At 41.4% G+C, this 24788-nt stretch carries 25 protein-coding genes and 1 pseudogene; 2 read left to right on the forward strand and 24 right to left on the reverse strand.

The features are described 5' to 3' along the window. Positions 1-513: IS630 family transposase (locus HT715_RS00450; protein WP_172922781.1), on the forward strand; the 513-nt coding region annotated here is incomplete at its 5' end. A 161-nt stretch (positions 514-674) separates the two neighbouring features. Here HT715_RS00450 and greA read toward each other — a convergent pair. The 13 genes from greA to HT715_RS00515 all read right to left on the reverse strand — a co-directional run bounded on the left by greA (position 675) and on the right by HT715_RS00515 (position 16248). Further along, positions 675-1157, reverse strand: coding sequence for a transcription elongation factor GreA (gene greA / locus HT715_RS00455; RefSeq protein WP_000818760.1), 483 nt, complete (start codon positions 1155-1157; stop codon positions 675-677). 61 nt (positions 1158-1218) lie between these two features. Then, complete coding sequence (gene mltG / locus HT715_RS00460; protein WP_172922782.1) at positions 1219-2820, reverse strand: endolytic transglycosylase MltG; 1602 nt, start codon at positions 2818-2820, stop codon at positions 1219-1221. An 80-nt stretch (positions 2821-2900) separates the two neighbouring features. Beyond that, complete coding sequence (locus HT715_RS00465; protein WP_138699459.1) at positions 2901-3395, reverse strand: N-acetyltransferase; 495 nt, start codon at positions 3393-3395, stop codon at positions 2901-2903. Continuing rightward, complete coding sequence (locus HT715_RS00470; RefSeq protein WP_138699458.1) at positions 3392-3853, reverse strand: GNAT family N-acetyltransferase; 462 nt, start codon at positions 3851-3853, stop codon at positions 3392-3394. The genes HT715_RS00465 and HT715_RS00470 overlap by 4 nt, the downstream gene beginning before the upstream one ends. A gap of 9 nt (positions 3854-3862) precedes the next feature. Further along, complete coding sequence (murC, locus tag HT715_RS00475) at positions 3863-5197, reverse strand: UDP-N-acetylmuramate--L-alanine ligase (RefSeq protein WP_138699457.1); 1335 nt, start codon at positions 5195-5197, stop codon at positions 3863-3865. A gap of 10 nt (positions 5198-5207) precedes the next feature. Beyond that, on the reverse strand, positions 5208-5825 hold the full coding sequence (locus HT715_RS00480) for a cystathionine gamma-synthase (RefSeq protein WP_138701209.1): 618 nt from the start codon (positions 5823-5825) through the stop codon (positions 5208-5210). Between the two features lie 47 nt (positions 5826-5872). Beyond that, a complete protein-coding gene (locus tag HT715_RS00485) occupies positions 5873-8971 on the reverse strand; it encodes a DEAD/DEAH box helicase (protein ID WP_138701210.1) in 3099 nt (1032 codons plus the stop codon). Positions 8972-9063: 92 nt separating this feature from the next. Continuing rightward, positions 9064-10230 (reverse strand): MalY/PatB family protein, encoded by a 1167-nt coding sequence (locus tag HT715_RS00490; RefSeq protein ID WP_138701211.1) that lies wholly within the window; start codon positions 10228-10230, stop codon positions 9064-9066. 7 nt (positions 10231-10237) lie between these two features. Further along, positions 10238-11332 carry a cystathionine gamma-synthase gene (locus HT715_RS00495; RefSeq protein WP_000031966.1) on the reverse strand — a complete coding sequence of 365 codons (1095 nt, stop codon included), beginning with the start codon at positions 11330-11332 and terminating at the stop codon, positions 10238-10240. Between the two features lie 127 nt (positions 11333-11459). Then, complete coding sequence (locus HT715_RS11715) at positions 11460-11618, reverse strand: hypothetical protein (protein ID WP_050208363.1); 159 nt, start codon at positions 11616-11618, stop codon at positions 11460-11462. 74 nt (positions 11619-11692) lie between these two features. Then, complete coding sequence (locus tag HT715_RS00505) at positions 11693-12148, reverse strand: hypothetical protein (RefSeq protein ID WP_000500945.1); 456 nt, start codon at positions 12146-12148, stop codon at positions 11693-11695. Positions 12149-12461: 313 nt separating this feature from the next. Beyond that, entirely contained in the window at positions 12462-14420 is a 1959-nt protein-coding gene (locus HT715_RS00510; protein ID WP_172922783.1) for a peptide ABC transporter substrate-binding protein, read from the reverse strand. Positions 14421-14625: 205 nt separating this feature from the next. Then, on the reverse strand, positions 14626-16248 hold the full coding sequence (locus HT715_RS00515; RefSeq protein ID WP_138707383.1) for a polysaccharide biosynthesis protein: 1623 nt from the start codon (positions 16246-16248) through the stop codon (positions 14626-14628). Between the two features lie 105 nt (positions 16249-16353). On the opposite strand from HT715_RS00515, the gene HT715_RS00520 reads away from it, so the two are divergent. Continuing rightward, positions 16354-17799 carry a UDP-N-acetylmuramoyl-L-alanyl-D-glutamate--L-lysine ligase gene (locus tag HT715_RS00520; protein WP_138706464.1) on the forward strand — a complete coding sequence of 482 codons (1446 nt, stop codon included), beginning with the start codon at positions 16354-16356 and terminating at the stop codon, positions 17797-17799. Between the two features lie 45 nt (positions 17800-17844). On the opposite strand, the gene HT715_RS00525 is transcribed toward HT715_RS00520, so the two are convergent. The 11 genes and pseudogenes from HT715_RS00525 to ssbA form a co-directional block, all read right to left on the reverse strand. Next, on the reverse strand, positions 17845-18039 hold the full coding sequence (locus tag HT715_RS00525) for a CsbD family protein (RefSeq protein ID WP_000051203.1): 195 nt from the start codon (positions 18037-18039) through the stop codon (positions 17845-17847). Positions 18040-18138: 99 nt separating this feature from the next. After that, positions 18139-18788 (reverse strand): annotated as a pseudogene (locus HT715_RS00530) (DUF1803 domain-containing protein). Then, positions 18772-19284 (reverse strand): YiiX/YebB-like N1pC/P60 family cysteine hydrolase, encoded by a 513-nt coding sequence (locus HT715_RS00535; RefSeq protein ID WP_000892242.1) that lies wholly within the window; start codon positions 19282-19284, stop codon positions 18772-18774. Before HT715_RS00535 ends, HT715_RS00530 begins: the two are co-directional and overlap by 17 nt. A gap of 86 nt (positions 19285-19370) precedes the next feature. Next, positions 19371-20306: a manganese-dependent inorganic pyrophosphatase gene (locus tag HT715_RS00540; protein ID WP_100104448.1), complete on the reverse strand. Its 936-nt coding sequence runs from the start codon at positions 20304-20306 to the stop codon at positions 19371-19373. Positions 20307-20388: 82 nt separating this feature from the next. Beyond that, positions 20389-20676, reverse strand: a complete 288-nt coding sequence (locus HT715_RS00545) for a GIY-YIG nuclease family protein (protein WP_138706465.1) — start codon at positions 20674-20676, stop codon at positions 20389-20391. Then, the gene (locus tag HT715_RS00550; RefSeq protein WP_023933164.1) at positions 20666-21415 is read right to left on the reverse strand and encodes a tRNA1(Val) (adenine(37)-N6)-methyltransferase; all 750 of its coding nucleotides are present in this window, start codon (positions 21413-21415) and stop codon (positions 20666-20668) included. The genes HT715_RS00545 and HT715_RS00550 overlap by 11 nt, the downstream gene beginning before the upstream one ends. Before the next feature lie 53 nt (positions 21416-21468). Continuing rightward, a complete protein-coding gene (locus HT715_RS00555; RefSeq protein WP_000689593.1) occupies positions 21469-21828 on the reverse strand; it encodes a S1 RNA-binding domain-containing protein in 360 nt (119 codons plus the stop codon). A 1-nt stretch (position 21829) separates the two neighbouring features. Further along, positions 21830-23230: a bifunctional Cof-type HAD-IIB family hydrolase/peptidylprolyl isomerase gene (locus tag HT715_RS00560; protein WP_138706466.1), complete on the reverse strand. Its 1401-nt coding sequence runs from the start codon at positions 23228-23230 to the stop codon at positions 21830-21832. Between the two features lie 81 nt (positions 23231-23311). Next, positions 23312-23815, reverse strand: coding sequence for a GNAT family N-acetyltransferase (locus HT715_RS00565; protein ID WP_004244450.1), 504 nt, complete (start codon positions 23813-23815; stop codon positions 23312-23314). 223 nt (positions 23816-24038) lie between these two features. Then, entirely contained in the window at positions 24039-24278 is a 240-nt protein-coding gene (gene rpsR / locus HT715_RS00570) for a 30S ribosomal protein S18 (RefSeq protein ID WP_000068664.1), read from the reverse strand. 31 nt (positions 24279-24309) lie between these two features. Continuing rightward, on the reverse strand, positions 24310-24780 hold the full coding sequence (gene ssbA, locus HT715_RS00575) for a single-stranded DNA-binding protein SsbA (RefSeq protein WP_000609599.1): 471 nt from the start codon (positions 24778-24780) through the stop codon (positions 24310-24312). Positions 24781-24788 lie beyond the last annotated feature (8 nt).

Below are 24788 nucleotides of genomic sequence, written 5' to 3' on the forward strand. Positions count from 1 at the left end.
TTGATGTACCAAGATGAGGCTGGTTTCGGTAGAATCAGTAAACTGGGATCTTGTTGGGCTCCAATGGGAGTAGGTTCACATGTCCATAGTCACTATATACGAGAATTTTGCTATTGTTATGGAGCTGTTGATGCCCATACAGGCGAATCATTTTTCTTAATCGCTGGTGGATGTCATACTGAGTGGATGAACGCCTTTTTAGAAGAGCTTTCACAAGCTTATCCAGATGATTATCTTTTACTCGTTATGGACAATGCCATATGGCATAAATCAAGTACCTTAAAGATTCCGACTAATATTGGCTTTACCTTTATTCCTCCATACACACCAGAGATGAACCCCATTGAACAAGTGTGGAAAGAGATTCGTAAACGTGGATTTAAGAATAAAGCCTTTCGAACTTTGAAAGATGTCATGAATCAACTTCAAGATGTTATACAAGGACTGGAGAAGGAGGTGATAACGTCCATCGTTAATCGGAGATGGACTAGAATGCTTTTTGAAAGTAGATGAGTATTAAAACATGGTTTTGAGGTTGTAGATAGAACTGACGAAGTCAGTAACCATATATACGGCAAGGCGACGCTGACGTGGTTTGAAGAGATTTTCGAAGAGTAGCAAAATGGAAAAAGGAGTGAGTGAAGTACATCGCCTCCCCACTCCTTTTTCTGTTTTTAGGCTGTTTTTTCAACCTTCAAGATTTTTACATCATAGCTACCAACAGGCGTTTCAATGGTTGCTGTATCACCTGTTTTCTTGCCAATCAAGGCTTGTCCAATTGGGCTTTCATTTGAAACTTTACCTGCAAAGGCATCCGCACCCGCTGAACCTACGATAATATAAACTTCTTCTTCGTCCTCACCAATTTCTTGGATGGTGACTGTTTTACCAATCGCTACTTCGTCCTGGGCAACTGCGTCGCTATTGACGATTTCAGCATAGCGGATTTTTGTTTCTAAGCTAGAGATTTGTCCTTCGACAAAGGCTTGTTCATCCTTAGCTGCTTCGTACTCACTGTTTTCTGAAAGGTCACCGTATGAACGGGCAATCTTAATGCGTTCTACCACTTCTGGTCGACGAACCAATTTCAATTCTTCTAATTCTTTTTCAAGTTTTTCCTTTTCCTCAAGGGTCATAGGATATGTTTTTTCTGCCATTTTTCTCAACTTTCTTCTAATAATATTTTCTAAAGAAAATTATGTGAAGTATCACATAATTTTAGTTTGTTTGGTTTAATTTGCTGTTGACATGTTCAGCGACATTGCGATCGTGGTCTTCTTGATTATTAGCATAGTAGACCTTGCCTTCTGTGACATCTGCTACAAAGTAGAGGTTATCGCTCTTAGTTTGATTGATGCTTGACTCAATCGCATCCAGACTTGGACTATCGACTGGACCAGGCATGAGACCTACATTTTTATAAACATTATAAGGTGAATCAATGTTGGTATCAATCGCAACATCCTCAGCTAAGCTGATATTTTGCCCCAGTTTTCCTTGGGCATACAAGATTGCAATATTACTTTGAAGTGGCATATCACGATTCAAACGATTGTAGAATACACCTGCAATGAGCTTACGATCTTCTGTCTTGGCACCTTCTTTTTCGACCAAGGAAGCAATGGTCAACAACTCATTGACAGTCAAGTTTTTAGATTTGATAGTACTATAGTAAGGAGATAGGTTCTTATCCATAGCAGCTAACATCTCATCAATCAAGCTCTCAACAGTTGTGCTTTCCTTGATAGAATAAGTAGCTGGGAAAAGGTATCCTTCCAAACGATAACGCGCACCACTATCTTTTGCAGGCAAACTTTCCAATAAAGTAGGATATTTGGCTACTGCTTGACTGATAAACGTCTCATCTTGAACTTTTGCCAAGAAAGCCTCCGCTGTCAAAGACTCTTTGAAGTCACCTTCCAATTGACCCACAGCTTGTGCAATCTGATCCAAGGTATAACCTTCTGGAATTGTCAAAGTCGCAAGTACAGGTTCTTGCGGTTCATCTGTTCCACCTTTTTGCAACTCTTTGAGTAAGTCTTCTGTACTCATACTCTTTTGCAAATTGTAGTAACCCGCTTTCAAGTCGGTATAATTTTTATACTTGGCATAAAAGCTAAAAATCAGACCATGCTTTACCAAACCAGCTTTTTCAAGCGTCGTACCGATTTCTTGAACGTTTGAACCTTCTGGAATTCCAACCGTCACATATTTCTTAGAATTAGCATCGATAGGTAACAAAGAATCTAGCACGTACTGGTAACCAAAGTAACCACCTGCTGAGAGCAAGGCAAGGAATACAAGGAATGAAATCACAAAAGCTTTCACATGTGACTTCTTCTCTTTCGTAGACTTAACGGGTTTTGCTCCTTCTCTACGGCTACGACGTGGTGTATCGCTGATGATATCCACTGTTTCTGTAGCAGGCGTAGGTGTTTCTGGACCTGCTTGTTCTGCTTTTTTCTCTGCCGTCTTATAGGAAACAGCTACCCTTGTTGGGGTTTCATTGTATTCTCTTTCAAATTTCTTAGGTCTAACAGGACCTGGACCTGGTCCTGGTCTTGAACCACTTTCTTCCGCTGGAGAAGAAGGTACATCTTGACTTGGGTGAGTAGGCACGGTAGGAGCTTTTCTCATAATCTCCTCTACCGTTGACAAGGAATCAGCCATGAGTTCTTCAGCTGAAGGTTCATTTGCAGGAGTGCGAACTACTGCCTCATCTTCTTTCAGAACTTCATCATAGCCTTTTACTTTTTCTAAATCTCTCAGAATCTGCTCTTTAAAGCTTAATTTCTCTTCTTCTCTTGACTTTTCACTCAAAAGTTTTTCCTCCTCGTTGACAATCCATAATATTATATCTTAAAAGTCCAAGAAAAGCAACCTATGATGCTTTTCCTAGCTTATTTTTTCATTTCCCAGACCATATCATACCAGGTTTCCCCTGCAAAGGTTGACTGGGACTGGCCTTCGTTGACAAATCCGTGCTTTTCATAGTAGGCGATGAGATAGTCATGACAGGTTAGGTTAATGCCATCTCTCTTATCTTCAAGAGCAACTTCTTTCAAGGCTGTCAGCAATTTCTGACCTAGTCCGAGGCCCTGTGCCTCCTTGGCAATAGAAAGACAGGTCACAGAGATATAGCCACCCCGCTCATGACCATAGTCTTCTATCTCCTCTGTAAAGGACTGGTCTTGCAGATGACGGTGGGGGCCAACTGGTCCTTCTATATACCCCATGATTCTGCCTTCTTTTTCCGCAACCAGAAAAGAGGTCTGAATTTCTCTCAAATGTGCCTCAAAAACAGAGCGAGGAATGGCTTCTTCAATCGAGAAATTTTCTAGTTCAATCTCAACGATACGATCCAAATCTTCTAATCTTGCTTGTCTGATCTTCATTGTGCCTCCAGATAAAAGGGATTAAACCAAATCATACTAAAACCCTGGCTAGTTGCATAAAGCGAAGTTTCTTCATCGATAAAACCGTTCATTTCAAAATAGGAAAGCAGCTCATCAGGACTCTTCAAACGAATCCCTTTGTAATCCAGTTCAACTGCCACCTCTTTTAAGGCTGCAAGAAGAAGCGTTCCCAAGCCCTGTCTCTGATGGTCAGACTCAATAACTAAAGAATCTACTTTTAGACATTGCGGTTTGTCTGACTGAGGACTTGATAGAATATAGCCTAAAAGTTGATTTTCATCCCTAGCTAGAAGAAAGGTATCCGCACTCTTACGGATACTTTCTTCTAAAATATGGGAAGGTTGCTGCTTTTCAGCTGGAAAAGATGTGGCCTGAAGTGCCACTACCTCAGCCAAATCAGACTGACTCGCCTGAATAATCTTAATTGGAATTTCCATGAGAACATCCTATTGAACATTACTTGTCAAATTAGACAAGAGACGCTCAAATGAGTATTCATAGGTTTGGATGTCTCCTGCTCCCATAAAGACATAGACAGCATTGTCATGGTCTAGGAGTGGAGAAACATTTTCAACAGTGATCACTTGGTGTTTTTTGTTGATTTTGTTGGCTAGGTCTTCTACCTTGACATCTCCATGGTCTACCTCACGAGCTGACCCATAGATTTGCGCTAAATAAACAGCATCCGCTTGATTCAAAGCGTGGGCAAAGTCATCTAACAAGGCAATGGTTCTTGTAAAGGTATGCGGTTGGAAGACTGCTACAATTTCCTTGCTTGGGTATTTCTGACGAGCCGCATCCAAGGTCGCAATAATTTCTGTTGGATGGTGGGCAAAATCATCGATAATCACTGTGTCATTGACAATTTTCTCAGTGAAACGACGCTTAACACCGGCAAATGTTTTCAAGTGCTCACGCACCAAGTTCAAATCAAATCCTGCTGTGTAAAGAAGACCAATAACGGCTGTCGCATTCATGATATTGTGACGACCAAAGGTTGGGATGTGGAATTGACCCAATTCTTGTCCACAGAAATGAACGGTAAAGGTTGAACCAGTTGTTGAACGAAGAAGATCGCTAGCTACAAAGTCATTACCTTCTGCTTCAAAACCATAATAATAAATCGGAGCATTGGCTGTAATCTTACGCAATTCAGCATCTTCACCATAGACAAAAAGACCCTTGGTAATTTGTTTGGCATAGTCATTAAAGGCATTGAAAACATCCTCTAGACTTGTGAAATAGTCTGGATGGTCAAAGTCAATGTTGGTGATGATAGAGTATTCTGGGTGGTAAGGCATGAAATGGCGCTCATATTCGTCAGATTCAAAGACAAAATATTTGGCATTGGCCGAACCACGACCGGTCCCATCCCCAATCAAGAAGCTGGTATCTGTAATGTGAGACAAGACGTGTGACAACATACCTGTCGTTGAAGTTTTTCCATGCGCTCCTGCTACTCCCATGCTGACAAAGTCACGCATAAAGCTACCTAGAAATTCATGATAACGTTTGTAGCTGATACCATTTTGGTCCGCATAGGCAATTTCGACGTTGTTATCTGGACGAAAGGCATTTCCAGCGATAATTTCCATATCACCGTCTAGGTTCTTTTCATCAAAAGGAAGAATAGTAATCCCTGCCTGCTCAAGACCACGTTGGGTAAAGTAGTATTTTTCAACATCTGATCCCTGTACCTTATGACCCATTTGGTGCAACATCAAGGCCAAGGCACTCATCCCTGATCCCTTAATCCCGATAAAATGATATGTCTTTGGCATGTTTTCTCCCCTATTCTGTAATTCTTGTCAGATTCAACTCTTGGGCAACCCGACGTTCTTGTTCTGTTTGTTTACTTTTTTTATTGTAGATTTGGCTCTTCTTTAGAAAATCATAGTTGTTTTTCTTTGGAGCAGGTGCTGATACTTCTTCATTCTTGGTAGGGATAGAATGAACTTCTTCTGCCAAGATGTAATGAGACTGGGTCAATTTTTGACTATATTTGACAAATTCACCAGGATTTTCCTTTTGGAAAGGCGCTGTCGGTTGATTGCCCTGTCTAACAAGGCCTGATTTAGAATGACGTCTCGCACGGCTGAAATCCTGAGTTAGATAGTTAGCAGAGCGTTTCTTTTTCAAGTCCGCACGCGCTTCTTCACGCGCCACCTCCGCATAGCTCTTTCCTTCTTTTTTAACCCCTAAAGGAGCTTTTTTAGGTTTCTCGACTTGCTTTTCAATCGGTTTTACTGGTTTTTCTTCAGCAATAGGAGCCCATTCTAAATAATTTTTATCTCGATACTCACCCTTGATATTACTGATCAGATCAGACTCATCATACAAGTTCATGACTGGCATTTCAGTCAACATGACCTCGTCATCTGACACCAATGGAAATCGTTCTTGTTTCATTTTCTATTTCCTTTCAACACTTCATTATAGCGTATTGTCTTGATTTTTCAAGTGCTGGCTTCAGAAATCCCCAAAATTTCTCTAATTTCTGCTAGGCTGAGACTGCCACGTGACTCTGTTCCATCCAACACTTGTGACACCAGATGTTTCTTTTGTTCTTGGAGTTCCTGAATTTTTTCTTCAATGGTTCCCCTGGTCACTAAGCGATAAACCTCAACCGTTTCTTCCTGACCCATCCGATGGGCACGGCCAATAGCTTGCGCTTCCACCGCAGGATTCCACCAAAGGTCAACCAAGATAACCGTATCAGCACCTGTCAGATTCAGACCGACACCACCAGCCTTGAGGGAAATCAGAAAGGCATCTCTTTCCCCTTGATTAAAGGCCTTGGTCATGTCTTGTCTTTCCTTGGCTGGGGTTGAACCCGTAATTTTAAAAGATGTCATGCCCAAGTCTGGCAGTTCTTGTTCAATTCTCTCCAACATTCCCTTGAACTGAGAGAAAATCAAGACACGGTGTCCGCCGTCTGCCACTTGTACCAGTAGGTCTCGGAGACTATCTAGTTTACCGCTGGCTCCCTGATAATCTTCCATAAACAGGGCAGGAGTGTCACATATTTGACGCAAGCGCATCAAACCAGATAAAATTTCCACACGACTTCGCTGAAATTCCTGTTCTGACACTTGAGCCAGATGGTCTCGCATCTGTTGTAACTGGGCAAGGTAAATAGCCTTTTGCTGGTCTTCCAGTTCATTTTTATAAACCACCTCAATCAAGTCTGGCAATTCAGTCAGAACTTCTTCTTTCTTGCGTCGCATCACGAAAGGCTTGATAAACTGAGCCACTCGCTCTGCTGGCAATTTCATAAATTCTTTCTTGCTTGGCAAAAGTCCGGGCATGACGATTTGGAAAATAGACCACAACTCACCCAGATGGTTTTCAATCGGAGTTCCTGACAAGGCAAAGACCGACGGCACCACAAATTGTCTCAAGGTCTGGGCAATCTTGGTCTGGGCATTTTTCATGACCTGAGCCTCATCTAAGAAAAGGAAGTCAAAGGCCATCCCCTGATAAAACTCACTGTCCTGACGGAAGGTGGCATAGCTCGTCACATAGATTTGATGGCTCTCGGCAAGAATCTCCTCACGACTTGCTTTCAAACCATGAACAACAGCCACATCCAACTGTGGAGCAAATTTCTGAAACTCATCTGCCCAGTTGTAAATCAAACCTGACGGAGCGAGAATCAAAACCCGACTTTCTTTTGTCACTTGACTAGTCAAAAAAGCAATGGTCTGAAGGGTTTTCCCAAGTCCCATATCATCAGCCAAAATCCCACCAAAACCATAATGATGGAGCATCTGCAACCAGCCAATTCCCTTTTCCTGATAATCTCGCAAGTCAGCCTGAACCTGAGTTGCTTGCAAAGGAAAGTCCTCTGGATGCGTCAAATCCTGGGCCAGATTCTGGAATTCTTGTGAAAAAGAAACACGGTCTCGCCCTTCAAAGAGATGAGCTAAACTGTAGGTCAAGGATTTCCGAGCCTGCAAGGTCCCATCTTTTAATTCAAATTGCCCCAGTTCCTGTAGATTTTGGCGAATGTTCTTGGTTTCTTCATCGAAAAAGTAGACTTGATTGGACGAATCAATATAAAAATCTTGATTGGCAACCAAGGCCTGCATGGCTTGGTCGATTTCCTCCTGGGCAATATCTTGAAAATCAAACTGGATTTCCAAGAGACCTCCCTTGGAGGCAATCTGCACCTGAGGACTCGCTAGGCTATAAAGCTCTTCTAGTTTATCTGATAGGTCAACATGCCCGAGTTTTTCAAAGACTGGAATGATATCATGAAAAAAATGATAGACAGACTCCGCTTTTAAGGCCTGACGCCAAGATTGAAAATCGGCTTCAAAGCCCGCAGCCAAACAGACCTGGAAAATTCTTTCTTCTAAGTCCGTGTCACTTGAAAATGGTAATTCTTCTAGCTCTTGTCGGCTAGATACCTGTCTATTTCCATAATCAAACTGAATTTCTAAACGAATCCGATTATCTTCTTCCCTGTCAAAGTAAAAAGAGGGCGCAAAAGTTTTGATTTGTAGACGTTCTGGAGCTGAAACGGTACCCATCTGGATAAAAAGAGTCAGACAGGAGGCCAATTTGTCTCGATCACTGCTATCAAATTGCAGGTATTTCTTTCCTTGTTGACCCACAGGTAACACTTTAATTTCCTTGAGAAGACGCATCTGCTGGTCTGTTAAAAAATAAACCTGACCTTTATGGAAAAGTACTGCTCCCTGATAAAAGACATTGACCCTAGGACTCTCACTGATTTCCATTTCAAAATAGTCCGAGTATTCTGTTACTGTAAAGGCAAATAGATTGGCATCAGCATGCATATCCTGAAAAAGCAGGGTTTGGTAGCTATCCACTTGATGGTCAAATTGAAAATGGGGCAAGGCCATCAGTAAATTCACACCCTGCTCAAAAAAGGTCAGAGGGAAAAAGAGGTGCCGACCCTGGTTTTGGAAAAAGAGGTCTGGAACCAGCCCTTCCTCCGTTAGTCCGTGCAAGAAAGTCAAAAGTTCTTGGCTGGCATCATCAAAAGCTTCCCAAGAAAGAGACTCCTCATAAATCTTGCCAATCATATACGACTTTCTCTGCTCGACAATCCTTAAAAAAAGTGGAATATCCCGAATGACATAGTATTTTTGGCTATTGATTTGGCCGATTCTCAGAGTCCACAAGATATGATTGGTTCCTGCTTCCACCTGACCCACAGCTGATAACTCATAGGCGCATTCTGATTTTAGAGATAAAATTCGATCCAAAAACTTGCCACCCAAGGTCACCTTGGTTTCAACGGCCTCTTTTTCTTCATGACCTTCTTCCAGACTCCACAAGATTTCCTGACCACGCTCATCATTTTTCAGAAAATGCTCTAGCGCTGCCAAATGCACACAGTAGCCCCTCTTTTGAAAAAAATTACAGGCACAAAAAACCAAATCATCCTCTAAACTATAGCGCAGTTCTTCTTCTGCAACGCGAGCATAGAGCCGATTGTTCTTTTCCTTGATGATATCAACCTTACCAGTTTCATAAAGGGCAACACCTTCGATACGAACTTTCCCCGGAATCAATTTAGCCATATTTTCACCTTTACCTTATCTTTTTATTATACCATATTTTCGCCTATGAAAATAGCCTTCTAGGAAGACTTTTCTCCTAGAAGGATGGATTTTTAACGTTTGGCAAAAGTAGCCACAATCCGCTGACAGACTTCTTGCAACAGAGATTTGGGCATGGCTATATTGATGCGGGCATGGAGACTTCCTTCCTCTCCAAAATCCAAACCACGGTTAAGGATAACCTTGGCTTCATTTCTCAACAACTCTTGCAATGTTTCATCAGTCAGGTCATAGGCTGAAAAGTCAAGCCAAATCAAGTAGGTACCTTGCGGTTTCATGACCTTGATTTTAGTCTCTTTTCCAAATAGATCCACCACATAATTGATGTGATCTTCAAAGACTTGCTTGAGTTCCTCTAGCCAATCTTTACCGTATCGATAGGCAGCTTCTGTCGCCAAATAACCCAAGCCTGAAATTTCATGCTGATTATTGGCCAACAGGCGTTTCTGGAAAGCCAGTCTCAACTTAGGATTTTCAATGACTGCATAGGAATTTTTTGTCCCAGCAATGTTAAAGGTTTTAGTGGCACTGCTCAAGACGATAGCAAATTCTTTAAAATCAGGATTGATGGTATTGAAAGACTGGTGTTTGTGACCAAAGAGGGTCAAATCTTGGTGAATCTCATCTGAAACTAACAAAACACCGTGTTTTTGGCAGAGTTGGCCAATCTTCTCCAACACTTCTTTTTCCCAAACACGTCCACCAGGATTGTGAGGGTTGCAAAGAATATAGAGTTTAACCTCCTCTTCCACCAAATCCTTTTCAAGTTGGTCAAAGTCAATCTCAAACAGACCATCCTTTTCCACTAAGGAATTAGTAATCAATCTACGATTGTTCAACTTGACACTGCGAGCAAAGGGTGGGTAGACAGGCGTGTTAATTAAAACCGCCTCGCCTTCTTTTGTAAAGGTTTGAATAGCTGTTGAGATGGCTGGTACCACACCCTCGATAAAAACAAGAGCCTCTTTGTCAAAGTTGTAACCGTATTGTGTAGCTTCCCACTTTTGAACTTCCTTAATTAAGTCTTCACTGGCATAGGTATAACCATAAACCAGTTGGTCTGCGTAAGTTTGCACGGCTTGGCGGATTTCAGGCAAGACCACAAAGTCCATATCCGCTATCCAAGCTGGTAGAACTTCACTATCCGTTTCTGTTTCTTTCCATTTATAGGTATGGTGCCCTAAACGGTTGGGCAGGCTTGTAAAATCATATTTTCCCATCTTTGTCTTATCCTTCTAAAGCTTGGCGCAAATCTGCAATCAAATCTCTAGCATCCTCAATCCCAATAGACAAACGCAAGAGGTCATCTGTCAAACCATAAGAATGGCGTACTTCTGCTGGAATATCAGCATGAGTTTGAGTCGTTGGATAAGTAATAAGACTTTCCACTCCACCCAAACTTTCCGCAAAAGAGAAGACCTTGAGACTGTTCAAAATATGAGGAATGCGTGTTTCATCGGCTACTTTAAAGGAAATCATGCCTCCACGACCAGTGTAGAGAACTTCCTTAACTGCTGGAGAATCCTTCAAAAAGGCAACCACTTCTTGGGCGTTAGCTGTTGAACGCTCCATACGAAGAGACAAGGTCTTGAGACCACGAAGCAACTGGTAGCTGTCAAATGGGGACAAGACTGCCCCTGTTGTATTGAGATTGTAAAAAAGCTTCTCGTATAGTTCTAAACTATTGGTCACAACCACTCCAGCTAAGACATCATTGTGGCCTGCTAGATACTTGGTTGCTGAATGGAGAACGATATCTGCTCCATCTTCAATCGGACGTTGGTAGATAGGGCTATAGAAGGTATTGTCCACCACCACTTTGGCACCCTTAGCATGAGCCAATTTTGCTAGTTTTTCGATATCAAATTCCAACATTAAGGGATTGGTTGGGGTTTCGATATAGAGAACATCCACATCCTTTTCTAACTCGGCAATCAACTCTTCTTCTGTATTGGCATAGGTAAAATGGAAACGACCTTCCTGCTCCACTTGGTTAAACCAGCGAAAAGAACCACCGTAAAGATCACGCACTGCCAAGACCTTACTTCCTACTGGAAAGACGCTAAAGGCCAGTACAATAGCTGACATCCCTGAGCTAGTAGCTAGGGCATAGTCTGCTGACTCAATAGCCGCCAAAACTTCCTCAGCCTTACTACGAGTTGGATTTTTAGTGCGCGTATAGTCAAACCCAGTAGATCGACCAAACTCTGGATGCTGATAGGTCGTTGAAAAATGGAGCGGTGTCACCAATGCACCTGTCGCTTCATCTGACTTAATGCCCGCCTGGGCCAAAATTGTGTTAATGTGTAATTCCTTGCTCATACAATACCTCCAAATCTATAGTAACTATTGTACCACTTATTTTCATCAACTCATTTTCTTCTTTTCAAGAGCTAGCTATAGTTTAAAACTATAGACTTATACTCTTCGAAAATCTCTTCAAACCACGTCAGCGTCGCCTTACCGTATATATGTTACTGACTTCGTCAGTTCTATCTGCAACCTCAAAACCGTGTTTTGAGCTGACTTCGTCAGTCTTATCTACAACCTCAAAACACTGTTTTGAGCAACCTGCGGCTAGCTTCCTAGTTTGCTCTTTGATTTTCATTGAGTACTAGCTAGTAAAACTAAAAAGAATCCAGAAAAGCTTCCAGATTCTTTTGTGAAAATCCTTGCTAGGGCTTACTTAGACTGAAAGAAATCCTGTTTGACTAAATAGTCATAATGCTCTTTGTTAAATTGATACTGACCTACATGCTGACTAATCTGACCAACATCCACAGAAAAAATATAGGCTTCATTTTGATAGTTCCAGTTCAGCCTAACTGTATTCAAGACTGGCTTATAAGTAAAATCTTGAACTTGATTCCAAGGCATCTCTACGACTTGATTAGAACGATTTTCAGTTATATCACTGATGTCCATCAAGAAAATCCCCTTAGGTGTGAATGCCAGAATTTTAGGCTTCACACTCGACTGAACATAGTAGGAACCACCTATAATGAAAAAATCAATAAAGGATTTCAACCATGTCTTTTTCTTGAAAGCCATCAGAAAATTCTTTTGCCCTTCAATGCGGCAAGTTGAGAGAAAGGATGCAATCTGTTTTTCTGTCGCAAATTCCATAATCGCGCCCATGATGATACCTTCATAAAAATCACTAAATAGGCAGATAAGAACTCTTCACATAAAAGAAGAACTTATCATTTGTTGCGTTTTATCTTACTTTTTCAGTAGACGGCATCCCTCCTATAACATTACCCTAGCATATGCATACTTCAATCAACATTGGGTAGATTTTCGAAAATAGCGTCTCACATTTATGTTATATTCATTATAACATAAACTCAAGAAACAAAGAAAAAAATGTGAGATTTTTCTTCCAAATTTACTATCATTCTATTAAAAAACGACAGCTTCCTTCGAAACCATCGTTTTTCTTGAAAAATCCTTATTTGACATGTTTTGCCAATTCTTCTTGGGCTTTTTTATTGGATTCTTCTTTTTCTTTCAGCCATTTTTCTTTAGCTTTTTCATATTCGTCTGTTGTGACTGTCTTATCTTGTACTTTGAGGTATTTATAGGATTCAACCCCTTTATTACCAGCCAATGAATAAGGTGCTGAGAAAGGAACGAGTTTTCTCAATCCAGGTGTTCCACCTAATGAAACATTTGGAATCGCTAGAGAACTATCTACCAACCAAGCTTGAATATCAGCATATTTCTCATAACGTTTGGCTGGATCTTGTTCCTTATTAGCTTCTTCCAACATTTGAGTGTAGGTATCAAGTCCAACCGCCTTAGCCTTGTCATTGTCTTCACCAGGCTCTATTCCAAGATTTTGTAAAACCCCACCATTCTTGACACTAAAGATATCAAGATAGCTAGACGGATCGAGATAGTCCGCACTCCAACCACCATTGTAGAGGTCATAATCTTTTTGAGCTGCTGTTTGAGCAAAGTAACTTGAGTTATGATAGTCCTCTGTTGATAACTGTTGGATATCAATAACGACGTTCTCCGTACCTAAAGCTGCTTCAATAGATTGCTTCATAGAGCTTACTTCTTGAATCCCCTTCTTAGAAGCTTGGTCAACTGTCGCATCCAAATGAATAGGGAATTGAACTCCCTTAGCTTCTAGCTCTTTCTTGGCCTCAGCAAATTTAGCCTTGGCTTTCTCAGGATTGTAATAAGGATCTTGACCATCCGCAAAGTTGATACCTTGCCATTCCTTACCATAATTGACCATCTTAGAGGCTACTACTTCACCAAAGTCTTTTCCCTTGATACTGACAAAGGTTGGAGGAACAACCAAGTTACGCAAAATCTTAGTCGCTCCGTCTTCTCCCTGAGTTTGAGCCCCATAGGCTGTACGATCATAGGCAAAGTTAATAGCTTGACGGAAGTTTTTATTAAGAACTGCTTCCTGAGTTGATTTCTTTTCAATGTCGGTCGTCTTAGAAGTAAATTTATAAGCTTGTCTATCTAGGTTAAAATTCCAGTAATAAGACGTAGCAGTCTGCATACTGTAGATGATATCATCTTTGTATTTTTCTTTAATCCCTTCAAAACTTGAACTATTTGGATAGAGACGAGCGTAGCTATAGGCTCCGTCTGTAAAATTACGAACAAGAGCATCTTGGTCACTACCATCATAGTAGGTCAATTTAACATCATCTACAAAGACATTTTTAGCATCCCAGTAGTTAGGATTTTTCTTGTATTCGATGACAGATTTTGAAACAAAAGCTTTCATCAAGAAAGGTCCACTGTACAAAATATTAGCAGGGTCTACCTTGCCAAAATCATCCCCTTTTGATTTTAGGAAATCCGCATTGACTGGGAAAAGAATGGTTGATGTCGTTTTTGAGTTCCAGTAAGGTTCTGGTCGAGCCAAGGTGTATTGAACCGTTTGGTCATCAAGAGCCTTGACACCGACAGTTGAAAAGTCGCTTGTTTTACCAGTGATATAGTCATCCAAACCTGCAACAGAGTCCTGCACTAGATACAAGGCTTCTGATTTTTTATCAGCCGCATATTGCAAACCTGTCACAAAATCTTGGGCAGTTACAGGAGCATATTCTTCTCCCTCAGAAGTAAACCACTTGGCATCCTTACGAAGTTTGTAGGTATAGGTCAAACCGTCCTTAGAAACACTCCAATCCTCTGCCAAGGATGGCACATAGTTCCCATATTGGTCATTTTCCATGAGACCATCTACCAGGTTGGTCACAATATCATTTGTTGTTGCGCGGTTTTCTGCTAGATAGTTCAAACTAGATGGATCACTTGAATAAACATAGTTATAGTTTTTTGATCCTGTGCTAGAATTTCCACACGCGCTCAATAAAATTCCTGTACCCAGGACAAGACCTGCCAAGGTTAGATATTTGCTCTTAGACTTTTTCATTTCCAGAACCTCCTGATTTAAAGATTTGTTTTATTATACAACGTTTAGTTTGTTTAGTCAATGTTTTTGTCCAAAAAAATCGAAAAAGGCCTCATCTTCTACTCTTAAAAGATAATTTTAGCTGTTTTGACGCTAAAAAAAGGAATAAGTTTCAAGTTCTCCTAAAAGATTGTTCAACTTATTCCTTTTATTTATAAATGCTATCTTAAGAAAACTTAAATTTTGCTCGCAACTGGGCAGCTTTGGCCTGTCCAATAACCTTATCTAAGAGACGAGTATAGAGACTCATGAATCCGTAGAGTCCACCCCCCATGGCACCGACAAGAGCTACATAAAAGAAGCTCCACAAACGTCCACTTGGTTGGAAGAAAAATCCTAACAGCCACTGGATGGTTCCTATTAACAGAAACATGACTAGGGTCAGCAAACTGATTAAAATGGTTCGCTTCACAATCACCTTGCGCTTAACACCCGTTACTTTACAAATATCCCGATACATCAAGACGTTAGGAATGATAAGAGCGATGGTTGTTGAAATCAAGGGACCATAACTGTGGAAAAGGGCGATGGTAGGCAGTTGCAAGACCAGCTTGGCAATAGAACCATAGATAAAATAGAGAACGGCCTTGCGGTTGCGGAACATGGCTTGAAGCATGGGGGACAAGACCATGTACAAGCCTAAAATAATAGACTGCAAAACTGCAAAGACAAATAAGCCCATAGCCAAACTGTCTGGCTTGCCATAGAAGACTGTATAAAGAGGTTCTCCTACCATAACCACTCCAACCGTTGCTGGTAGCAAGAACATAAAGAGTAGGGTGAGACTGTCCTGAACGAGACGAGAAGCTGCCTTCAAGTCCCCCTTGACATAGTTTTCTGTCAAAAGCGGCAAGCCTACACTCCCAATCGAAACCCCAACAGAAATCAAAATCATCGTGATTTTATTAGGATTGGCTGAGAAATAAGAAAACATGATAACCAAGTCCTCATTGCTGTAGTTGGTAAACCAGCTCATACTATTGATAAAGGTCAGCTGGTCCAAAATCTGGAAGAGCTGGATGGCAGACCCTGTCAAGATAAAAGGAATGGCTTCCTTAATGGTATCAACCAAAAGACGCTTACTGTTAATCTTATCTCCTGTTTCAAAAACTCTTTTGAGTGAACCTTCTTGGGCAAGGAAATAAATCAAGACTGCAAAACTGGCGACCATGCCGACAAAGGCAGCAAAAGTGGATTGAGTAACGGCTGCTAGGTAATCTCCTGAACCAAGCTTCATAATGATAAAGGTTGCTAGGAGCATCCAGATAACACGAATGACCTGCTCAGCAATTTGACTCATAGCATAAGGTTTGAGGTTATTCATCCCTTGGAAAAATCCTCGGATAACACTCATAGATGGGAAAATCAAGACTCCCCAAGCCAAGCTTTGCATGATTGGGATCAAGTCTTTGCCCACGCCAGACAAGTCTGCTAGCCAAGGAGCAAAGAGATACAAGACTAAAGCAAAAACCAGGCCTAGTCCTGTCATAAAGCCTAAAAAGCTCCGAATCAGGGCAAAGCTATGCTCCTCTTCTCTCATGGTATTGTACTTGGCAACTTGCTTGGCCACCGCAACTGGAATCCCTGCTGTTGAAACCAGCAAGAACCAGGCATAGATATTGTAGCCCATGGTAAAGAGACCATTTGCCGTAGCTGCATAAGACCCCATCCAGATGTACCAAGGGATAATGTAAATAGCCCCGAGTAGGCGACTGATAAAGTTACTAGCCGTTAGCCAAGCAGTCCCCCGTAACATCTGGGCCTGCTGGTGATTGTTTTCGTGCGACATAGATTCCTCATTCAATTTTGATAACTAGGAAAAACTCCTTATCTTCCATTATAAACTTTTCCTTGTTACTTGTAAATTTGCGACTTTCGGTTTACAATAGAAAGTATGATTAAGATTGAAACCGTATTAGATATATTAAAGAAAGATGGTCTCTTCCGCGAGACTATCGACCAAGGACATTATCACTACAACTACAGCCATGTCGTATTTGACACTATCTGCTATGACAGCCGCAAGGCCAAAGAAAAGAGCCTCTTTTTCGTCAAGGGTGCTGCCTTTAAGAAGGAATTTCTGCTTTCAGCTATCTCTCAAGGTCTCGATTGGTATGTGGCTGAAAAGGACTATGAGGTTGGTATTCCTGCCATTATCGTGAACGACATTAAGAAAGCAATGAGTTTGATTGCTATGGAATTTTATGGAAATCCACAGGAAAAACTCAAACTCCTCGCCTTTACTGGAACCAAGGGTAAGACAACAGCAGCCTATTTCGCTTATAACATCTTATCTCAAGGGCATCGACCTGCAATGTTGTCGACCATGAATACAACTCTTGATGGCAAGACTTTCTTTAAGTCTGCATTGACAACCCCTGAAAGTATTGACCTCTTTGATATGATGCATCAAGCTGTGCAAAATGACCGTACCCACCTCATCATGGAAGTCTCCAGTCAAGCCTATCTGGTCAAACGTGTCTATGGTCTAACCTTTGATGTGGGAGTTTTCCTCAATATCAGCCCCGACCATATCGGCCCGATTGAACACCCTAGCTTTGAAGACTACTTCTACCACAAACGTCTCTTGATGGAAAATAGCCGAGCAGTCATCATTAACAGCGACATGGACCACTTCTCAGTCTTGAAAGAACAGGTGGCAGATCAAGACCATGATTTCTATGGTAGTCAGTCAGACAATCAAATCGAGAACTCCAAAGCCTTTAGCTTTTCAGCTACAGGTAAACTCGCTGGTGATTATGATACCCAACTCATCGGTCACTTCAACCAAGAAAATGCAGTTGCTGCTGGACTTGCTTGTCTCCGTCTCGGAGCAAGTCTTGAGGACATCAAAAAAGGCATCGCTGCAACCCGCGTTCCTGGTCGTATGGAAGTCCTGACTCAGAAAAATGGAGCCAAGGTATTCATCGATTACGCCCACAATGGGGATAGTCTGAAAAAACTCATCAATGTGGTTGAAACTCATCAAACTGGAAAGATTGCTTTGGTTCTGGGTTCAACAGGAAACAAGGGAGAAAGTCGTCGTAAGAACTTTGGCCTCCTCCTCAATCAACATCCTGAGATTCAAGTCTTTTTGACTGCTGATGACCCCAACTATGAAGACCCAATGGCCATTGCAGATGAAATCAGTAGCTACATCAATCATCCTGTTGAAAAAATTGCGGATCGCCAAGAGGCCATCAAGGCAGCTATGGCTATCACAAATCACGAATTAGATGCTGTCATTATTGCTGGTAAGGGAGCTGATTGCTACCAAATCGTCCAAGGAAAGAAAGAAGCCTATCCAGGAGATGCAGCCGTAGCAGAAAATTATTTATAAGAATAGAAAAAATCAAGGGAAAATAAAACCCCTGATTTTTTACTATTATTTAGTAAAAACGTTTTTCAAACCTTCAACGGCACCTTCTACAGCACCTTTAGCGTCTTCTACAACGTCTTTTGCCTTAGCAACTGTTTTTTCAACAGCTCCTTCAAGTTCTGTCTTGCTGTCTCCAGTAACTTTACCAAAACCTTCTTTGACAACGCCTGTTGCTTGTTCCAATTTGTTTTCAAGTGACATATGATTGTCTCCTTTAGTTTTATTCCGATATGTGTTATCGGTTACATTAGTATAAACTTATCGGTAGATAAAGTCAAACAATGTGCTCAGAAAAAGCAATCACACTAAATAGAAAGTTAATCTCTCCTTGTCAAAATCGACAGCCAACTCATACTTTCCATCTTCATTTTGGACTATATAACCCAGGACAACTAAACTGTCCACAAAGATATCACGGCGTTTCTGCATAGCTGGTCTTTTTTGAGAAATTTCAACAAAAAAGTTGTCATGTATTTGAGGGCATACTCAGGATTAACATCTCCTAAAATGTCATAGAGTTCCTGCTGTTTTTCTGTCAAAGGATACTGATGCTTGACCTTGTAGAAATAATTGGACAGGGTCATTTTTGTCCGCGTAAAGTCTGTCTTTTCAACTAAAATAGCTGCATTGGTTTGATTTCGTAATTCTGTCTCAAAACTCTGCTCCAACAAAGTTTGATAGGCCGGACTATCTTCGCTGACAAAAATCTCTTGATCCAGTTCGAGACTATCGAGTGATTCAAGCATAGGAAGATTAAGGTAATAACGCTTATTTTCCCGTAGAATAAAGCCAGCCTTTATATACTCTTCCATGAGTTTGTCAACTGCTACATCTGGAAACTGAGTCTTAATTTCCCGTAAAATCACATCCTCATGCTGGTCCAGATAGCGGATCAATTCTCCAAAAAATGGCTGTCTCGTCAAACGAGATGGATTAAAAATCTGAATCATGAAGATTCCTTTCTTTACATTCTAACAGAGGCGATGCTGCCAACTGACTAGGATTGGTCCCCGGCTGCTTCAAAGGAACAGGCAGACCTAGCTCTCTGTAATACTCCCTCCAAAAATCACTAATCTCCTGCTCCCCATCCCCAAATTTCATAGGTATGGTTTCAAAAATCGGTAGGATTTCTGCCATGTACTGGGAACAGTAAAAACCTTCTCCATCTGGATAGAAAGAAGCATTGTAGGGAGCTCCAAGATGTTTGCAAGCTCTTTCCTTCACCGACTGGATATCCATTTCTGGGTAAACATAGAGGTCGTACAAGTGATTGGACTCAAAGAAGTCTGCAGATTCTTGACAAACAACACCAGCTTGTCCACTAGCGTGGTAAATCATCCCATCCAAATAAATGGCAACATGGTTATAGTTGCCTGTGGAAGTCTGGATAGCCTGTCCCATGTCCGACTCATCTCTCACAAAAATCAAATCACCATTTTCTAACATACTTCACTCCTAGAAAAAAAGGAGCCGAAACTCCTTTCGATATAATTCAAACTAGCCTTTCCTAATTTGAATTAACACTCAAAATCTTAAGCATTGAAGCTTTCAGTCAATTGAGGTACCACTTGTTTCTTACGTGAAACGGCACCCGCAAGGAAAGCATGATTGTTTTCAAGTTTGAAGTTGAAAGCCGCTTCGACCTTGCCCATATTGGCACCAAGAGCCAAGATTTCTGAGTTTGAGTTGACGATATCTGTAATCATCAAGACAAAGTCAGAATAACCATTTGCTGTGTTGGCAGCTTGCATTGCAGCTTCAATTTCTGCTTGGCGTTCCAAGACTTCAGCGATGTCAACTGTGTTTACTTGAGCAACACGGACATTATTTCCGTTCAATTCAAAAGTCTTAGCATCGATGTCAATCAATTCTTCAGCAGATTTGCTAGCCAAGTTTGTACCAGCTTTCAACATAGCCAAGCCATATTCTTCCAAGTTTACACCAGCTAATTCAGCCAATTCAGGAGCAATGACTGTATCTGTTGGGTGTGTTGTTGGTGATTTTAAAAGAAGGGTATCTGAAATCAAACCTGAAAGCATCAAACCAGCAATCTCTTTAGGAACAGCTACACCATGTTCTTTGAACATACGATAAACGATTGAAGACGCTGAACCAACTGGCTCCAAACGCATGTAGAGTGGGCTTGCAGTTTCAAAATTAGCCACACGGTGGTGGTCTACAACACCATAAACTTCCACTTCAGCGATATCTGATATAGATTGTTGGAATTCATTGTGGTCAGTCAGGATAACTTGCTCTGCTCCTTCTGCTTTGGCAGAAGTAATAACACGCGGTGCTTCTACACCAAAATAGTTCAAGACAAAGGCTGTTTCTTCATTTGGAGTTCCAAGAGCAACAGCTTCCGTATCCAAACCGTAAGCTTCTTTTGCAAGGTAGGCAAAGGCTACAGACGACCCGATGGCATCTGAGTCTGGATTTTGGTGACCAAATACTAGAATCTTAGACATGATAATACCTCATTTTGTTTATTCTCTTTATTGTAGCATTTTTTTCGCTTTTTGACAAAAGTAAGAGGAGTCAAAGGGCTCCTCACGATTCTTCAAAATAACTGACTAAATTTCTATCTTGATTTTCAGATAAAAATCTTTCCTTCTGTGGCCTCTTCTTACGCTTGAGAAGGGCTTCAGCCGACATGGCTTCTTCCTTACTGGCAAAACCTTGAGCATAGATAAGTTTGACTGGCAAGCGTGCTCGTGTGTATTTGGCTCCCTTCCCACTATTATGGACAGCGAGGCGTCTCTTCACATCAGTCGTATAGCCTGTATAGTAGGATCCGTCACGGCACTCCAGCACATACATATAAGCCTTATAATCCATAATAAATCTCTTCGAGTTCCGGCGTATAAGAGCCATCATCATTGTGAACAATGAGAGGTGGCAAGACCTTAAAGCCACTTGTCGAGCCATCCTTGATAGCCTCAATCAAAAGCATATTGGCTTCTTTTTCCCGCTTTGGATAAACAAACTGCAGGCGCTTAGGGGCTAGATTATGCCGTTGTAACGTATCCAAAATATCCAGAAGTCGATCAGGACGATGAACCATGGCCAAACGACCATTAGACTTGAGAATACTCTGGGCACTACGACAGATTTCCTGCAAATTGGTCGTGATTTCATGGCGCGCCAAGAGATAATGTTCACTCTCATTTAAGTTGGAATGAGGATCCACCTTGAAATAGGGCGGATTACACAAAATCATATCCACCTTACTTCCCTGGATGTAAGCAGGCATATTTTTCAAATCATCACAGATGACCTCCATCTGCTCTTCCAAACCATTCAAACGGACAGAGCGTTCAGCCATATCCGCCAAACGCTCCTGAATCTCAACAGCCAAAATCTGTGCCTGAGTCCGAGTGCTAGCAAATAGCCCTACTGCTCCATTTCCAGCGCAAAAATCCACTATCAAGCCCTTTTTAGGAAAACGCGGAAAACGTGACAAGAGAACACTATCCACCGAATAGCTAAAAACCTCTCTATTTTGAATAATTTTGATATCTGTTGAGAAGAGCTGGTTAATTCGCTCCCCTGATTTTAATAATTGTTCTTCTTCCATGGTCCTATTATAGCAGATTTATATTAACATTACAAAAAATATAAAATTCTAAACTACTTCTTCTTTTTTAAATAGTGCAAGGCTTCTCTAGTCCAAATTGGCATCATTCGTTTAAGAGGCGCAAAGCCGTAGTTAAAACGGTCGCTTGAAAAGCGTCTCCGTCTCGGAAACTGGTGCTTTTCTTCCTCCAAAGTGCGGATAGAAAGACTAGCTTTCCCTGTAAATTCATCTAAATCTACTACCTGAACCTGAACCTCTTCATCGACTTTCAAGGCTTCATGGATATTTTCAATAAAGCCTGTCCGAATCTCTGAAATGTGAATCAGCCCCGTATCACCCGTCTCTAGCTCAACAAAGGCACCGTAGGGCTGAATCCCTGTAATACGCCCCTTTAGCTTATCACCGATTTTCATCTTAGTCCTCGATTTCAATTGTTTCAATCACGACATCTTCAACTGGCTTGTCCATAGCCCCTGTCTCAACAGCAGCAATGGCATCCAAGACAGCGTAAGAAGCTTCATCAGCTAGCTGACCAAAAACCGTGTGACGGCGATCTAGGTGAGGAGTTCCACCTTGATTGGCATAGATTTCCGCAATCGGTTCTGGCCAACCACCACGAGCAATTTCTTTTTTAGAATAAGGCAGGTGTTGATTTTGCACGATAAAGAACTGGCTGCCGTTGGTATTTGGACCAGCATTTGCCATGGAAAGAGCACCACGGATATTGTAAAGCTCTTCTGAGAATTCATCCTCAAAAGATTCGCCGTAGATTGACTCGCCACCCATACCAGTTCCAGTTGGGTCTCCACCTTGGATCATAAAGTCCTTGATAATACGGTGGAAAATGACACCATCATAGTAGCCATCTTTTGCAAGAGATACAAAGTTAGCCACTGTTTTAGGAGCATGCTCTGGGAAGAGCTTGATACGCAAGTCCCCGTGATTGGTCTTAATAGTCGCGATAGGACCTTCTACTGTTTCAATGTCTACTTGTGGGAAATGCAATTCTTTTTCTACCATACCAAATCCTTCTAAGGCATCAAAAATGCCATCTTCTTCTAGTGTTTTTGTTATATAATCTGCTTTTTCTTTGATGTTATCATGAGAAATTCCCATTGCAACGCTGATTCCAACATAATCAAAGAGTTCCAAGTCATTCAGCCCATCTCCAAAAACCATAACGTTGTCTGGTTTCAAGCCAAGGTGTTCCACAACCTTTTCCACACCCGTCGCTTTGGAGCCTGAAATCGGAACAATATCAGACGAATGTTGGTGCCAACGAACCATGCGAAGTTTATCTGAGAGACCGTCAGGTAAGTGTAAGTCATCTCCCTTATCTTCAAAAGTCCACATCTGATAGATGTCTTCTTTCTCATGGAAATCTGGATCCACATCTAAATCAGGATAAATTGGATTGATAGCCTCACTAATCATATCTGTACGAATAGACAACTTGGCATCATGACTCCCAACCAAGCCATACTCTATTTCCTCTTGCTTGGCCCAAGAGATATACTCCTCAACATCTGACTTCTCAATCTGATGTTGATAAATAACCTGACCTTTTTTATCTTCAATATAGGCACCATTTAAGGTTACAAAAAAGTCAGGCTTGAGTTCACGAATTTCTGGCACGACACCAAAAATCCCTCGTCCAGAAGCAATACCTGTCAAAATTCCTTTCTCACGTAATTGCTTAAAAACAGCTGGGATTGAAGCCGGAATAAAACCTGTCTTGGAATTCCGCAATGTATCATCAATATCAAAAAAGACAATCTTGATCTTCTTTGCCTTATATCTTAATTTGGCATCCATCTCACTACCTCTTTCAATCTAACTCTTTCCATTATACCATAAAGTAGAGAAATCCCACATCCCCAATAAAATCCTTGTCTCTTATCCGAATTCTTTTACTAGATACAAAACCAAATCATCATTATTTTGGCTAGTTGCATTCATTTCCAAGGGTTGATTTCGATACCAGACACCTGTCCCATCTGGAATGTAGCCCCGTCTGATATACAATCTCTGGGCAGGGCCATAGCCTAAGTGCAAACCTACACCAAGAGTGACCTTACTCGAAACAAACTTGACTCGTTTTTCTGCTTCTTCTAGCAATTGATTCCCTATCCCTTGATTTCTAAAAGGCTCAAACACATTAAAATCTGATAATTCTGGATAGACTTCTGCAAAAGGACCATGTTTAGCAGAGGGCAAAATGGTAACGTAGCCCGCTACAGCACCATCAATCTCTGCAACTAAGACTTCTCTCTCCCCACTTTCCTGTTCCAGAAAATATCTAGCCAAAATTTCCTCTCTACCAGGCCAACCTTGATTCATAAAGCCATGAGATAAGGATTCAATATCAGACTTAATCATATTTCTAATCGTACAATTCATCTTTGACTTACCCACCTTTACTCTTTCTATTACCATTATAGCACGCCAAGGTCAGAAAAAAACTATCTCGTGAAAAAAAGATCCGTTGGGGTCTTAATTCGCATTCTTGTTTCCAAGCTCATGAAAAAGAGGTCCCCCTGACCTCAACTCGCTCTCTCATTTCAAGGCTCGTGAAAAAAAGACCCAACCGGGTCTGAAAAAGAGGTCCACCCGGACCTCTTTTTTAATCTTCGTTTACGAAAGGCATCAAAGCCATTACGCGAGCGCGTTTGATAGCTGTTGTTACTTTACGTTGGTTTTTAGCTGAAGTTCCTGTTACACGACGAGGAAGGATTTTCCCACGTTCTGAAACGAAACGGCTAAGAAGCTCAGTATCTTTGTAATCAACATATTCAATTTTGTTTGCTGCGATGTAATCAACTTTTTTACGGCGTTTGAATCCGCCACGACGTTGTTGAGCCATGTTTTTTCTCCTTTATAATTTTAGTTGTCCATTAGAATGGTAAATCATCATCTGAAATATCCAATGGATTTGTTGTTCCAAATGGATTTTCATCACGTGAAAAGTCTGGTACTGAATTTGTAGGCGCTGAATAGTTTGCAGTTGGTGCAGAGTAAGCTCCACCTGTATGACCTTCACGCACACTACGGCTTTCTAACATTTGGAAATTCTCAGCCACGACCTCTGTCACGTAGATACGTTGTCCTTGCTGGTTATCGTAACTACGAGTCTGGATACGGCCTGTCACCCCGATAAGTGAGCCTTTTTTAGCCCAATTAGCAAGGTTCTCAGCCTGTTGACGCCACATAACGACATTGATAAAATCAGCCTCACGTTCGCCATTTTGACTCTTAAATGTACGGTTTACTGCAAGAGTAAAAGTCGCAACTGCTACATTTGATGGGGTATAACGCAACTCAGCGTCACGTGTCATGCGCCCTACAAGTACAACATTGTTAATCATAGTTTACC

Origin of the sequence: Streptococcus sp. 4155 (genome assembly GCF_013276695.1) — a bacterium.
GTDB lineage: Bacteria > Bacillota > Bacilli > Lactobacillales > Streptococcaceae > Streptococcus > Streptococcus pseudopneumoniae.